Source organism: Fictibacillus sp. 5RED26 (assembly GCF_015903895.1).
Lineage (GTDB): Bacteria > Bacillota > Bacilli > Bacillales > Fictibacillaceae > Fictibacillus > Fictibacillus phosphorivorans.
Window position 1 is genome coordinate 149,822 of the sequence record NZ_JACZDU010000004.1, and the last position, 15,121, is coordinate 164,942.

Below are 15,121 nucleotides of genomic sequence, written 5' to 3' on the forward strand. Positions count from 1 at the left end.
ATCCATGAAGGACTCTCGCTAAGGGGGTACTGAAAAAGGATAACTTAATCATAAGATTTAACTGTTAATTAAAGAAAACAAGCGTGTTAAGGAATTGTAAATCTTATAACTCGAACTTTTTTGGAAATAGAATTGTAAACTGAGAACCTTCACCTGGCTTACTTTGAACTTCAATGGTTCCGTGATGAGCTTCTACAAGGTGTTTAACGATCGCAAGCCCTAATCCAGTGCCTCCCGAATTCCTGCTTCTTGCTTTATCCACACGGTAAAAGCGTTCGAATATTCGAGGGATCTCACTTTCCTTGATGCCAATTCCAGTATCTTTAATCAGCAGCCTCACATGATTCTGTAGTTCTTCCACCACTACGTTTACACGGCCACCAACAGGCGTGTACGTTAAGCTGTTTGAAACAAGGTTAATGATGATCTGCTTCAATCGAGGTGAATCTCCGTCCATAATGGTTTGGCCAGTAACATCAACGGATAGAATAATGCCTTTCTTTTCAGCTTTAGGCTGAAGAATCTCAAAGGTATCGTTTACTAAAGCACCAAGATCAATAGATTGAGTTTCTAGGTGAAAACCTTGCTCACTTTTAGAAAGGTCTAACAAGTCTTGGATAAGTGCTTGAAGCCTATCACTTTCATTTAACATGATCGTTAAAAATTTATTTCTAAACTCTTCATTTTCACCTGCACCATCTAATAAAGTCTCAGCAAACCCTTTTAAAGAAGTGATCGGTGTTTTGAGTTCATGTGAAACATTAGCCACAAAATCTTTTCTTACTTGCTCGAGTTTCTTAAGCTCTGTTATATCGTGAAATACAAGCACGATCCCTTTTAGCTTACCTCTTGCGTTCAGGACAGGTGCACTATAGACATCGAAATGTTTCGTATCGATGTGAATTGGAATAACCGTGTTTCTTCTAACTTTTTTTTCAGTTAAATACGTTTCTTTTACAATATCCTTAATAGATGTGTAAGGAAACACTTCATAGAAGAGATGACCCGTCCAATAATCCGTATGCTCTTTAAACAGTTCTTTGAACGTTTTGTTTACTAAGTTGATATATCCATTTTTATCAATAAGAATAAGTCCGCTTCCCATGTTTTCGATCAATGTTATCAAGCGATCGTGCTGTGATTCTTGGGATTTTGTCATCTTCTCTAGGTTACGGGCTAATACATTTAATGAGTAGTTTAACTCACCAATATCTTCCCCAAAATACTCATACGTTCTTGCTTTGAAATTACCTTTGGCAAGCTCTTTCGCAGTCTGAGTAGCCTCTTCTACAGGTCTAACAATCTTATGAATCACTTTGAGGGATACGTACAGAATGATGATAAAGCAGATAAGGAAACCGATCGACATCATGATCCAAATCGATCTCTCTTCAGATTCCGCAGCACCTTCAGGAATTGCAAACTGTATATATCCTGTTTCATCTTTCTTTTTTAACGTATAAAATAATTTACCGTTGTCATTCTTTAGCACAAGATTTTGATCATTCGTTTTTTTATCTTTTGGGTAATACGAAGACATGTTTCTTGGACTGTCTCCGTCAGATGTGTATTTTACATTCCAATCTGAATCAAGTATATAAATCTCACCCTTAAGATCTTCAGAGGCCGTTCTTAATAAGTTCGTTATGGTTGATTTTGATTTTTCAGTCTTAAGAACTTGTTCAATTAGACTTAATTCACCTTTATAAAATTCCATACGCTTATCTTTCACACTATGATGAACGATGTTCCCCATAATGAGAGCTAATAGAATAAAAACCAATAAAATACCGAGCAGGAAAAAGGTAAGTACTCGGTTCTTAAAATCATGCATTATTGAGGCTCCTCTAGCTTATAACCTAATCCCCTTATGGTTTTAATATAAATTGGCTTACGAGTATTATTCTCGATCTTCTCCCTTAAATGACTGATATGAACATCAACAATTCGTGTGTCACCTACAAAATCATAGTTCCATACTGCAGAAAGCAGCTGTTCCCTCGAAAGAACTCGGCTCTTATGTCTAGCAAGGTAAACAAGCAGTTCGAATTCTTTTGGTGTAAGTTCTAGTGCTTTTTCCTTGAAATACGCTTCATAATTTTCTGGGTAAATATCAACTTCTCCAATTTTAAGATGTTCTACTTCTTCTTTTTTCTTTTCTGAGTCCGTATTCGCTGATGATGATCTTCGTAGGATTGCCTTCACCCTTGCAACCACTTCACGTGGACTGAACGGTTTCGTCATATAATCATCTGCACCTAACTCAAGTCCTAACACTTTATCAAACTCATCATCCTTAGCCGTTAACATGAGAATAGGAATATTTAATTTTCTTAGACGGAGTTCTTTACATACTTCTATTCCATCCATTTCCGGCAGCATAAGGTCTAATATGATTAGATTAGGTTCTTCGCTTTCTGCTTTTTCTAATCCACTCTTGCCATCCATTGCCGTAATTACTTGAAATCCTGCTTGTTCTAAGTTAAATTGCAACAATGTTGAGATCGAAATTTCATCTTCTACTACGAGTAACTTTTGGCTCATCATATTCCCACCTTTTTACGACTTGTACAGATTCATCATACTATTTTTTTTATAGTGTGTACAAAAATCGCAAAATTTTCATAGTGGCTTTACATATCCTTAACATTCCCTTTACATTGATAAGGTTTTTTTAGACTTATTGTTCAAATTGGGACATTGGGACAGATAAATCGGATAAAAAATTTTATATACGTAATTAATCGGTAGTTTTACGGATATATGGTTCTTATCTACGGATATAATGGTGTTTACCTCGTATAAAATCCCCTTGTATGCCTCCTATGTACATTTACATCATATTTGTAAATTTAAAGAGGACATAGTGAATTTATCAACATTATATGAGCAAAAAAATAAACCTTTCATATGAAAGGTTTAGAAATTTTCCATTGTATTAGATGTAATCGATTTTGGAGCATATGGAGGACAAACGTGTAAATGACTCTTTAACACTTCGATTCCTTCCTCATTCTCTGCTCTAACGTTCATATGCACAATATGCTTGTCTCTATTTACTTCTGTAATTTCAAATAAAAAGGTTAATTTGGAATAATGATAAACGGGTTTAATAAATGTGAAACTTGATTCAACGATCGAACTTCCAGGACCCGGTAAATATTTTGATACTGCTGAAGTGACCATACCCATCAGCATGACTTGTGGCACGACAGGCTTTTTATAAGGTGTCAATGTTGCATAATCGTGTTGGATGAATAGTGGGTTGTTATCGTTCGTTAAGCCTAAATACAATAGAAGATCTTTATCTTCAATTGTTTCTTGCATCTCTAATTTTTCCCCAGCTTGGATCTCGTCTATTTTTCTTCCGAGTTTTCGCTTTTTTCCGATCAGCATTTAAAGACCCCCCTCTAGATGATAACGCTTTCATAAATATCTGGAGAAAAGATTCGGGGATCTGCCCGAATCTCTCACACGCTTATGCTAATACTTTCATAACGGATTTAACAGATTCTGCCGATTGATCAAGCGCTGCTTTCTCTTCTGCCGTCAGCTCAAGTTCAATGATTTCTTCTAGACCGCCACCGCCTAAGATCGTTGGGACGCCAAGACAGATACCATCATAACCATACTCACCCTCTAAAAAGGCGATTGAAGGAAGCACTCTTCGTTGATCTTTAACGATCGCTTCTACCATCTCAACTAAAGAAGCAGCTGGTGCATAATAGGCAGATCCGTTACCTAAGAGATTAACGATTTCTCCTCCACCTTTACGTGTACGCTCAACAATAGCATCTAAACGCTCTTTAGAGATTAATTTCTCTAACGGGATTCCACCTGCATAAGAGTAGCGTACGAGTGGCACCATATCGTCTCCATGACCACCAAGAACAAAACCAGTAACATCTTTTACAGATACGTTAAGTTCCATAGCAACAAATGTACGGAAACGTGCTGTATCTAGTATTCCTGATTGTCCGATTACACGGCTTTTAGGAAAACCAGATTCTTTTAATACTGTGTAAGTCATGGCATCGACTGGATTTGTTAAGACGATAATCGTGCAATCCGGAGAATGTTTAACGATCTCCTTCGTTACGCTCTTCATGATTCCAGCGTTTGTGTTTACAAGATCATCACGACTCATACCAGGCTTGCGAGCAATTCCTGCTGTAATAACAACCACATCAGATTCTGCTGTATCTGCATAATCGCTCGTACCCGTAATCGATGCATCAAAACCTTGAACAGGACTTGCTTCCATCATGTCTAGCGCTTTACCTTTTGTAGGGTTTTCCATTTGAGGAATATCAACTAATACTACATCCCCAACTTCTTTTTGTCCTAGGATAAAAGCCGTTGTTGCTCCTGTAAATCCTCCACCAATAACCGAAATCTTTTTTCGTTTGTTAGCCATGTCTTTCCCTCCAGGAACAGTTTAAAAAACATAAAATATGTTGAGAAGACCCCTTATAAAAAGGGGTCAGTTAGATTACATGTTTTTGATTAGTTCGTCAGCAAACTCAGAACATTTAACTTCTGTAGCGCCGTCCATCAAACGTGCAAAGTCGTAAGTAACAACTTTACTTTCGATTGTGTTTTCCATTGAAGAAAGTACTAATTTAGCAGCTTCTCCCCATCCTAGATGTTCAAGCATCAACACACCTGAAAGAATTACAGATGATGGATTTACTTTATCAAGACCAGCATATTTTGGAGCAGTACCATGAGTTGCTTCAAAGATTGCATGTCCTGTTTCGTAGTTGATGTTTGCACCTGGTGCGATACCGATACCACCAACTTGTGCAGCAAGAGCATCAGAGATGTAATCTCCATTTAAGTTCATTGTAGCTACTACATCAAACTCAGCTGGACGAGTTAAGATCTGTTGTAAGAAGATATCAGCGATAGAGTCTTTAACAATGATCTTACCTGCAGCTTCTGCATCTGCTTGTGCTTTGTTCGCAGCATCTTTTCCGCTTTCTTCAACAATGCGGTCATACTGAGCCCATGTGAATACTTTGTCACCAAACTCAGCTTCAGCTAACTCATAACCCCAGTTCTTGAAAGCACCTTCTGTATATTTCATGATGTTTCCTTTATGAACAAGTGTTACACTCTTACGTCCTTCGTTGATCGCATATTGAATCGCTGCACGAACTAGACGTTGAGTACCTTCTGAAGAAACCGGTTTAATACCGATACCTGAAGTTTCAGGGAAACGGATTTTGTTAGCACCCATTTCATCTTGTAGGAATTGAATCAACTTTTTCACTTCATCAGATCCACTCGCATACTCGATACCAGCATAGATATCTTCTGTATTCTCACGGAAAATAACCATGTTTGTATCTTCAGGGCGTTTTACTGGTGAAGGCACACCTTTGAAGTATTGAACTGGACGAAGACAAGTAAATAGATCTAACTCTTGTCTAAGTGCAACGTTTAAAGAACGGATTCCTCCGCCTACTGGCGTTGTTAATGGTCCTTTAATCGCAATTATGTAATCGCGAATCACATCAAGCGTTTCTGCAGGAAGCCATTCTCCTGTTTGGTTAAACGCTTTTTCTCCTGCTAATACTTCTTTCCAAACGATCTTTTTCTCACCGTTATATGCTTTTTCAACAGCAGCTTCTAATACACGTGAAGCAGCAGCCCAAATATCAGGACCCGTTCCGTCACCTTCGATAAAAGGGATCACCGGTTGATTTGGTACGTTTAATACACCATTGTCGACTGTAATACGTTCTCCGTTAGACATTTCTAAATTCCTCCTAATTCTTGTATTGCATGTACTATACTAGTCTACTAAAAAACATAGGGAAAAGAGAAGAAGAATCCCTTCTCTTTTAAAGATATAACCTATAGTTTTTATATTATCTTTGTTCTAAAGCAACATACTGCTGCATGTCAGGTCCGATATATTCAGCACGAGGGCGGATTAAACGGTTGTTTTCATATTGTTCTAAGATATGTGCAATCCAGCCAGAAACACGGCTGATCGCAAAGATTGGCGTGAATAAGTCATGGTCGATACCTAAGCTGTGGTAAACACTAGCAGAATAGAAATCTACGTTTGGCAGCAAGCCTTTCTTCTGCTTAAGCGTATCATCAATCTTTACGCTCATTGTGTACCATTTTTCTTCACCTGTAATCGATGTTAGCTGTTTAGACATTTCACGCAAATGTTTTGCACGTGGATCGCCGTTCTTGTATACACGGTGACCAAAGCCCATGATCTTTTGTTTGTTCTCAATCGCGTTGTCCAAGTAAGATTCTACGTTTGCTTCTTCACCGATCTCAGAAAGCATCTTCATTACTTGTTCGTTTGCTCCACCATGAAGTGGTCCTTTTAAAGCACCGATCGCTGCTGTAATGCCTGAATAGATATCAGAAAGAGTAGCTACACAAACACGTGCAGTGAACGTGGATGCATTTAGCTCATGGTCAGCATGTAGAACTAATGCTTTATTAAAAGCTGTTTCAGAAATTTCATCAGGTTCTTTACCTGTAAGCATATATAGGAAGTTAGCTGCATAGCTAAGTTCTTTTTTAGGAGCAATCGGATCTTTTCCTTCCCTAATACGTGCAAATGCCGTTACAAGTGATGACATCTGTGCTTGAAGACGGATGGCTTTTTTGTAGTTTCCATCTGTAGACATATCCTCTGCTTCTGAATCATACATCGCTAATGTTGACACGATTGTACGCAATACAGTCATAGGATGTGTATTCTTCAAAGGAAGCGATTTCATTTGTTCCAACAATTCTGCGGGCAGCTCACTAGCCTCAGCAAGTTCTGATTTAAAAGATTCTAGTTCAGATTGGGAAGGCAGTTTACCATTCCAAAGCAAGTATACAACTTCCTCAAAAGTTGCATGTTCAGCTAAGTCATCAATGCTATATCCTCTATAGGTTAATACATCGTCAATGATAGAGCTGACAGAAGAAGTCGTTGCAACAATTCCTTCTAATCCTCTTGTAGCTGTCATGGCTATCTCTCCTTTTTTTTCTGTTATTCTCTCTTCTCCTTTAATTGTTTCACTTTTTAAAAAATAGAAAGAGCTTACATTTTCCATGTAATAAAAAAGCCGGATTCAAGGTTACATTCCCAACTTTTTTAATCTCGAAACTGAGACTTGAAAAATGAAAGACTATTTAAAGGAAATGGGACATACACATCAATTATAAACAATAATCTGATATTTGTGAACGGATATCACTTATTTCGTGCGGAAAGCGTCATGAACCTGAAAACATTCCAACTACTTTCATAGCCATATATGCAATTCCTGCCCCGATCAATGGTCCTACAGCAACTCCTTTAAAAAGAGCGACGGCCAGGATCGTTCCAAAGACCAAAGCAGCAGTAATATGAGGATCATTCTGAAGCAGATGAAGTCCTTTACTTGCGATTACCGCTACGAAAATGCCCGATAATAGAGCAACCCACGCATAATAAGAACGCAATGATTCAGACAACTGTTTAAACCCAATCTCACCAGATGCTATCGGAACTAATACGGCAATTGTAATGATCGTCACACCCCAATTTATCCCTTTTTGCTGTATAACAGAAAACCATTTATCACCCATACCGGTAAATTTTAACACTAACAAAAAGGCGACCGCGACGATTAAAGATTGATTTTTTGCCAATAAGCCAATGATTAATAATCCGAATAAAAACAGTAAAGGTCCCATAGATTTTCATTCCTTTCTCACTAATTTATATGTACGTAAAGGCAGGTGGAAAATTTGTATGCTGAACTGACACATCGTTTATTGCGTATTGGATTTATTCTATCCCTCGCTGTTGCCCTTATTTTTTCTGGCTATTATGTTTCTGCTATTCTTTATCCTTTCATAGCAGGCGCAATCATAGCGCTTATGATCAACCCGTTTGTAGACTTTATCGTAAATCGTTTTAAAGTGAATCGAGCACTTGCCGTCATTCTTTCTATATTAGGCCTTTTAGGTGTAATTGTCTTGTTACTAACCTTGCTCATTCAAGAGATGATGACTGGTTTTGCCTATATTGCACATGAGTTACCCGCTTATATTCAAGAATTGGTCTTTTACTTTGAACGATCATTTAAAATGAACGTTCTCCCTTTATATCAAGATTTACTCTCTATCTATAGCAAGTTGGGAACCGATCAACAAGAAACGGTCATGGATAATATCGAGAAGATTGGAACAGGAATAACCACGAATGCATCTAGTATGACACAGGCCGTGATTAATAGTGTCTCTCTAATGATCGTAAGTCTTCCAACTTTTTTAACGGTTTTTATCTTTTCTCTTCTCGCTGCTTTTTTTATAAGTAAAGACTGGTATCGACTGATAGGGTTTCTTAACGCGATCTTTCCTGAAAAATTAATCCACACCGTCACAACGGTATATGTAGAACTAAGAAAAGCTTTATTCGGTTTTTTAAAAGCACAGTTAACCTTAATCTCTATCACAGCATGTATCGTATTAGTAGGTCTTTTGTTGATGCGAATTGATTATGCAGTTACCATATCTGTTCTGATTGGGGCGATAGATCTACTGCCATACCTTGGGACAGGTGCTGTCTTTCTGCCATGGATCGCTTATTGTTTCTTAACAGGAAATTATACGCTGACGATCGGACTATCCATTTTATATGGAGTTGTTGTTATACAAAGACAGATTATGGAACCAAAGCTTTTATCAAAAACGATCGGACTCGATCCTCTTGCTACACTAGTCTCTTTATTTGCTGGATTCCAGCTTCTTGGGTTTGTTGGCCTTATCATAGGACCTGTTATCCTAGTTGTTATTCGTGCACTCTACGAAGCAAAGTTCTTTCATGAGATCTATCAATTTGTTATGAAGCCTATACACAAATAAAAAGAACGAATGCTGGAAGTGAGCATCGTTCTTTTTGTTTAATTGTTTTTGAATTCAGGGATGTATTTGTAAGTAGTTGGTTTCCGCTCCAGGTTGCTCGCTTTCCACGGGGCGACCGGTGAGCCTCCTGCCACTACGTGCCATTAGGAGTCTCACCTGACCGCTCGTCCCGTAGGAGTCGACAACCTTCCACTACAACCAATTTGCAAAGAAGAGTAAATAAACAGACTGAAAGCAAAAATCTTTTAGAAAACACCCTCATACGGTTTCCTTTGTTGACTCTGTCGGTACCCATCAAACTTACCTTCTTTTTATGAAGTAAAACTGTCCTGATTGCATCTTTTGGAAGAGTTTCGCTTTCATCCACAACTTCACTGGTTTTCTTAGTGGAGGGATAAGTAAGAAGAAACCTATAATGTCAGTTAGAAATCCAGGTGCTAAGAGTAATGCACCGCCGACCAGAATACATGCCCCATCAAGAACTGCTTCTCCTGGCATCTGACCGCTCTCGAGCTGCATCTTCACGCGTTGAAGCGTCTCTACCCCTTCTTTTTTTGCCAAATAAGCACCTAATATACCGGTAATAAATATTCCAGCAATCGTTGCAGGAATTCCTATATATTGCCCTGCCAAGATAAACAGAGCTACTTCAATAGCAGGAATAAGAATAAATATAGGTAATAGCTTACGGAACATTTAAATCACCGCTTTCGTTAAACAAATAATAAGGAGATTAAGCCTATGCCATTTTTTACGTATCAAAAAAGAGAAGGTTTCACCCTTCTCTTTTCGTATAATTAGATAACGTTCTTTCTTCCGTCATAAATGTATCCAACAGAAGCATCGATCGTGATCTCTTGGCCATCTTTAAAGATTTCCGTAGCATTTTGTAAGCCAACGATAACAGGAATACTTAGAGATACTCCACATACAGCAGCATGGCTTGTTAATCCGCCTTCTTCTGTAATAACAGCTGATGCTTTTTCAAATGCAGCAATCATATCACGGTCCGTTCCAACTGTTACAAGAATTGCGCCTTCAGTCATCTTTTCCATCGCTTCTTGAGCTGTTTTAGCTACTACTACTTTCCCTGAAGCTGATGATTGTCCGATTCCTTGAGCTTTAGCAAGCACATCACCAATAATGTGAACTTTCATCAAGTTTGTAGATCCTGATTCACCTACTGGTACACCTGCGGTGATCACTACAAGGTTCCCATGTTGAACAGCTTCAGCTTTAATCGCTGAATCAATCGCAATTTGGAACATTTCATCTGTTGTTCCAGCTTTCTCACCTTTTACAGGTGTTACTCCCCAAACAAGTGCAAGCTTACGGCAAACGTCTTCGTTGCTTGTTACAGCGATAATAGGAGCTTTTGGACGATATTTCGAAATCATACGAGCTGTTTGTCCTTTTTCAGTAGCAGTAATAACAGCATCTGCATCAAGGTTAAGAGCTGTAAAGGAAACAGATTGAGAAATCGCGTCTGTAATTGTCGTTTTGCTTTCTTTGCTTCTTGAAGATAATAATGTTTTATAGTTCAAAGAACTCTCAGCACGGCTAGCAATCTTATGCATGGTAAGAACCGCTTCAACTGGATAAGTACCAGCAGCTGTTTCACCTGAAAGCATGATCGCATCTGTTCCGTCAAAGATCGCGTTTGCTACGTCACTTGCTTCAGCACGTGTTGGACGCGGGTTACGCTGCATAGAATCTAACATTTGAGTTGCTGTAATAACAGGCTTTCCAAGCTCGTTACACTTTTTAATCAGCATCTTTTGTACAAGAGGTACTTCTTCAGCCGGAATTTCAACACCAAGGTCACCACGTGCTACCATAAGACCGTCAGAAACAGCAAGGATCTCATCGATATTGTCTACACCTTCTTGGTTCTCGATCTTAGGGATGATTTGAATATGGTTAGCGTTGTGTCGATCTAAGATCTCACGAATTTCAAGAACATCTGTTGCACGACGTACGAATGACGCAGCAATAAAATCAACACCTTGCTCGATACCAAATTCGATATCTTTTGCATCTTTGTCTGTGATACCGGGAAGTTTCACGCTTACGTTAGGTACGTTTACACCTTTTTTATTTTTTAATGTACCGGAGTTTAAGATTTTTGTAGTCAGTTCTTTTTCGCCGATCGCTGTTACTTCAAGTTCGATCAGTCCGTCATCAAGCAGGATTCTTGATCCAACATGTACGTCTTCAACAAGACCTGGATATGTTACAGAGATCTTTTTGTCGTTACCCACTACTTCTTCCATAGAAACGATTAATTCGTTTCCAGCAACAAGTTCAGCTACTCCGCCTTCTAGCGTTTGAGTACGGATTTCAGGTCCCTTTGTATCTAACAAGATCGCAACTGTTTTTCCAAGCTCTTTCGATGCTTCACGAATGTTGATGATTCGTTGACCGTGCTCATCAAAGTCACCGTGAGAGAAATTTAGGCGGGAAACGTTCATCCCAGCATTCATTAATTCTTTTAACTTATCAATACTTTCGCTTGCCGGTCCTATCGTACAAACGATTTTTGTTTTGCGCATCATGTAAATGGCCTCCTGATTTTCTTTTTTCGCAGAAAGGCATCGTAAGGCTTCTGCAGTTAACCCGCAGCCGTACGATGCATTAAGCAGATTATATGGATAGTTCTTGTGATAACTTGTACATTTGTCTATCTATCGAATGTTTTCTAGATAATACTTCTGTAATGTCATAATCAACAAGTTTGTTATTTTCAATACCTACTGTACGACCAGCTTTGCCTTCTAATAAGAGTTCAACCGCTTGCGCACCTAGACGGCTTGCTAATACCCGGTCAAAAGCTGTAGGTGAACCACCGCGTTGAATGTGCCCCAGAACAGTAACCCTTGTTTCGAAGTCTGTAAGCCTTTCGATCTCTTTAGCAACATCCACGCCGCTTCCACAGCCTTCTGCGACAATAATGATACTATGTTTCTTACCGCGCTCGTGTCCTCGTTGCAGCTTTTGTACGACTTGATCCATCTTGTGGTCTTCTTCTGGAATGAGAATCGTCTCAGCTCCATCTGCAAGGCCAGCCCATAGAGCCAAGTCACCAGCGTCACGTCCCATAACTTCAATGATATAAGTACGCTCATGTGAAGTAGCTGTGTCACGAATCTTGTCGATAGCATCGATAATCGTGTTTAATGCTGTATCAAAACCGATTGTAAAATCTGTACCAGGGATGTCATTGTCGATCGTACCAGGTACACCAATCGTTGGGTAACCTTGTTCAGACAATTTCTTAGCACCTTGGAAAGAGCCGTCTCCACCAATAACGACTAATCCTTCGATACCGAATTTTTTTAACTGCTCGATACCTTTTTGTTGTCCTTCTGGTGTTTTGAACTCTAAACAACGTGCTGAATGAAGCATCGTGCCTCCACGATGTATAATATCTCCAACAGATCCTAATTCTAGTTTCTTAATATTCCCCGAAATTAGTCCTGCATAACCATTGTATATCCCATAAACTTCTAAGTCATGGTAGATTCCTTTTCGAACAACCGCCCGAATCGCAGCGTTCATGCCTGGTGAATCGCCACCACTTGTTAGAACTCCTATCCGCTTCATGAAACATTTCACCTCTCTAGTTCTCTCGTCTTATTAAAATATCATGTTCAAATGTTGAACACAATAGACAACAATAGGCAAAAAAATGCGCCTTTCTACAAGCAGAAAGGCACATTCCCTATTTAACAACAATGGAATCGTTTACAAACCCAAATTGTCCGATTTTTTTATATTTTTCATAGCGTTGATTTATGAGCTCTTCTTGAGACATAGACAACAGAGAATCTAAAGAAGTTTCCAAAACCTGGTCGATCAATTCCGCCTGGTATTTAGCATCTTTATGTGCTCCGCCCTTAACTTCTTCAATAATCTCATCTATAATTCCTAACTCCTTTAAGTCTGGAGCAGTGATTCTCATCGATTCTGCTGCTTTTTTCGCCATCGAAGCATCTTTCCAAAGAATGGCAGCTGCACCTTCTGGGGAGATAACAGAGTAGGTTGAGTTCTCGAGCATGTGTACATAATTCCCTACACCTAATGCTAATGCTCCACCGCTTCCACCTTCTCCGATCACAACACAAATAACAGGAACAGTTAATCCTGCCATCTCAACTAGGTTACGAGCAATCGCTTCACTCTGCCCTCTTTCCTCAGCTGCTTTTCCTGGATATGCTCCTTTTGTATCAATGAAACAGATAATAGGTCTATTAAACTTCTCCGCTTGTTTCATTAAGCGAAGTGCCTTACGATAGCCTTCTGGATGTGGCATCCCAAAATTACGACGAAGATTTTCTTTCGTATCTTTCCCTCTTTGGTGTCCGATGATCGTTATAGGTAGATTCTTATAAAAAGCTACGCCTCCAACGATCGCTTCATCGTCACCAAAAAGACGGTCTCCATGTAATTCGATGAAATCCGTAAACAGATAGTTAATATAATCAAGGGTGGTTGGGCGTTCAGCATGTCTGGCAATTTGAACACGATCCCAAGGTTTCATCTCTGAATACGTACTGTTTTCTAGGTTAGACAATTTTTCTTCTAGCCTTTTGATCTCATCAGTTAAATCAATATCTTTTTCATCCATAAATGATTTAAGTTCTGCGATCTTTTTCTCCAGCTCATGTATCGGTCTTTCAAATTCTAGTTCTGCAGCCATGCCTTACACCCTCCCTTCTGTATGAATCTTTAATAGCGTACTCAATGTTTTCTTCATTTCGCTTCTATGAATGACTTTATCTAACTGTCCATGCTTCAATAAAAACTCAGCAGTCTGAAAATCATCTGGTAATTCTTGGCGAATGGTTTGCTCGATGATTCTTCTGCCAGCAAACCCAATTAAGGCTTTAGGTTCAGCAAAATTGTAATCACCAACAGATGCGAAACTTGCGGAAACTCCCCCAGTAGTTGGGTGTGTCATGATAGAGATGAACAGCAACCCTCTGTCACTTAATCGTTTAAGAGCGACACTCGTTTTAGCCATCTGCATCAGGCTTAAAACGCCTTCTTGCATTCTAGCTCCACCTGATGCTGTAAAGATAATAAACGGTGTTTCTTTATCGATCGCGTGCTCGATCGCACGTGTGATCTTCTCACCTACAACAGAACCCATGCTACCCATTCTAAAGCGAGAATCCATAACCGCTAATGTTACATCAAGGCCATCTATCTGACCTGCACCTGTAACAACAGCTTCGTTAATTTTGGTTTTCTTTCGGTCGCCTTCAAGTTTCTCCACATAATCAGGAAACTCTAAAGGATTTCCTGAAATCATATCTGCGTCATATTCTGTGAATGTTCCTTCATCAATCAGTGCAGCTATTCGTTCTTGTGATGACATTGGATAATGGTATTGACAACCTTGACAAACAAGCAAGTTTTTTCTTAGTTCTTTTGTTACCATGATGTGCTTGCATTCTGGACATTTACTCATAATCCCTTCTGGTACGTCTTGTTTAACTTTACCAGTCGGTATTGTGGCATATTTTTTCTTTTTTACAAACAATCCTTTTATCATAAATGAATAACACCACCTATTCGATTGCGTTTAGAGCATCGTTTTGTTTTGATAACAAACTCGTCAGCTTCACAGCATCTTTTTGTTGAAGAAGTGTTAAAACTTCCTCACAAAATGCTTGTGGCCAATACGAATTTGCTCGTTGCAATGAAGACCCATAACCCGTTAGTTCAACATATAAACGATAAAGAAGATGATTGCCGCATGCTTGAATCACAATCTTTTCAAATTGCTTGCAAGCTTCATTAACTTGTTCATGTTCGTTCGGATCCATCTGCTTAATTAGTTGTGTAAGTTTTGAGATGGTCGAAGATTTGCACCTTCGTACTGCAAGCTCTACACAGTCTTTAATAACAATATGCCTTGTTTCCTGAAGATCGTGTCTAGCTTTATTATCATTTAGAATGAAAGATGCTAGTACTTCAACAAGTCGATGACCGGTTGCTTCACGTATAAAGGTTCCTTCTCCTCTTCGTGTCTCAATCAGACCTAGAAGCTCTAGAGATCGCAGTGCTTCACGGACAGATGATCTTCCAACCTTCAGGCGGTCACTCAGCTCCCTTTCAGAAGGGAGCTTGTCACCCGCTTGAAGACCATCCTCAACAATAATAGCTTTAATTTGTTTAAGAATTTCAATATATACTTTTTCGGTAGGCTGGACAGACATTCCTCTCTCCTCTACCGGTT

General features: G+C 39.1%; 14 protein-coding genes. 1 reads left to right on the forward strand and 13 read right to left on the reverse strand.

The genetic code is table 11. The annotated features are described in order from the left end of the window. Nucleotides 1–103: 103 nt before the first annotated feature. From pnpS to IHV10_RS15645, 7 genes are all read right to left on the reverse strand, one after another. Entirely contained in the window at nt 104–1,834 is a 1,731-nt protein-coding gene (gene pnpS, locus IHV10_RS15615; RefSeq protein ID WP_197131543.1) for a two-component system histidine kinase PnpS, read from the reverse strand. Then, nucleotides 1,834–2,544, reverse strand: coding sequence for a response regulator transcription factor (locus IHV10_RS15620; protein ID WP_197131545.1), 711 nt, complete (start codon nt 2,542–2,544; stop codon nt 1,834–1,836). Before IHV10_RS15620 ends, pnpS begins: the two co-directional genes overlap by 1 nt. 375 nt (nt 2,545–2,919) lie before the next feature. After that, a complete protein-coding gene (locus IHV10_RS15625; RefSeq protein WP_197131547.1) occupies nt 2,920–3,396 on the reverse strand; it encodes a MaoC family dehydratase in 477 nt (158 codons plus the stop codon). A gap of 82 nt (nt 3,397–3,478) precedes the next feature. Beyond that, nucleotides 3,479–4,417, reverse strand: a complete 939-nt coding sequence (mdh, locus tag IHV10_RS15630) for a malate dehydrogenase (protein ID WP_066396759.1) — start codon at nt 4,415–4,417, stop codon at nt 3,479–3,481. A gap of 75 nt (nt 4,418–4,492) precedes the next feature. Continuing rightward, complete coding sequence (icd, locus tag IHV10_RS15635; protein ID WP_197131549.1) at nt 4,493–5,761, reverse strand: NADP-dependent isocitrate dehydrogenase; 1,269 nt, start codon at nt 5,759–5,761, stop codon at nt 4,493–4,495. Nucleotides 5,762–5,876: 115 nt separating this feature from the next. Then, nucleotides 5,877–6,992, reverse strand: coding sequence for a citrate synthase (citZ, locus tag IHV10_RS15640; protein ID WP_197131552.1), 1,116 nt, complete (start codon nt 6,990–6,992; stop codon nt 5,877–5,879). A 250-nt stretch (nt 6,993–7,242) separates the two neighbouring features. Beyond that, nucleotides 7,243–7,704 (reverse strand): DUF441 domain-containing protein, encoded by a 462-nt coding sequence (locus tag IHV10_RS15645; protein ID WP_197131555.1) that lies wholly within the window; start codon nt 7,702–7,704, stop codon nt 7,243–7,245. Between the two features lie 54 nt (nt 7,705–7,758). On the opposite strand from IHV10_RS15645, the gene ytvI reads away from it, so the two are divergent. Further along, on the forward strand, nt 7,759–8,877 hold the full coding sequence (gene ytvI, locus IHV10_RS15650) for a sporulation integral membrane protein YtvI (protein ID WP_231619585.1): 1,119 nt from the start codon (nt 7,759–7,761) through the stop codon (nt 8,875–8,877). 300 nt (nt 8,878–9,177) lie between these two features. On the opposite strand, the gene IHV10_RS15655 is transcribed toward ytvI, so the two are convergent. From IHV10_RS15655 to IHV10_RS15680, 6 genes are all read right to left on the reverse strand, one after another. Next, complete coding sequence (locus IHV10_RS15655) at nt 9,178–9,573, reverse strand: FxsA family protein (RefSeq protein ID WP_197131562.1); 396 nt, start codon at nt 9,571–9,573, stop codon at nt 9,178–9,180. Nucleotides 9,574–9,674: 101 nt separating this feature from the next. Continuing rightward, nucleotides 9,675–11,429 carry a pyruvate kinase gene (pyk, locus tag IHV10_RS15660; RefSeq protein WP_197132118.1) on the reverse strand — a complete coding sequence of 585 codons (1,755 nt, stop codon included), beginning with the start codon at nt 11,427–11,429 and terminating at the stop codon, nt 9,675–9,677. A gap of 91 nt (nt 11,430–11,520) precedes the next feature. Further along, on the reverse strand, nt 11,521–12,480 hold the full coding sequence (gene pfkA, locus IHV10_RS15665) for a 6-phosphofructokinase (RefSeq protein WP_137788670.1): 960 nt from the start codon (nt 12,478–12,480) through the stop codon (nt 11,521–11,523). 118 nt (nt 12,481–12,598) lie between these two features. Beyond that, the gene (accA, locus tag IHV10_RS15670; protein WP_197131565.1) at nt 12,599–13,576 is read right to left on the reverse strand and encodes an acetyl-CoA carboxylase carboxyl transferase subunit alpha; all 978 of its coding nucleotides are present in this window, start codon (nt 13,574–13,576) and stop codon (nt 12,599–12,601) included. Between the two features lie 3 nt (nt 13,577–13,579). Further along, the gene (gene accD / locus IHV10_RS15675; RefSeq protein ID WP_197131568.1) at nt 13,580–14,434 is read right to left on the reverse strand and encodes an acetyl-CoA carboxylase, carboxyltransferase subunit beta; all 855 of its coding nucleotides are present in this window, start codon (nt 14,432–14,434) and stop codon (nt 13,580–13,582) included. Between the two features lie 16 nt (nt 14,435–14,450). Beyond that, nucleotides 14,451–15,101 (reverse strand): FadR/GntR family transcriptional regulator, encoded by a 651-nt coding sequence (locus IHV10_RS15680; protein ID WP_197131573.1) that lies wholly within the window; start codon nt 15,099–15,101, stop codon nt 14,451–14,453. Between the last annotated feature and the right edge of the window lie 20 nt (nt 15,102–15,121).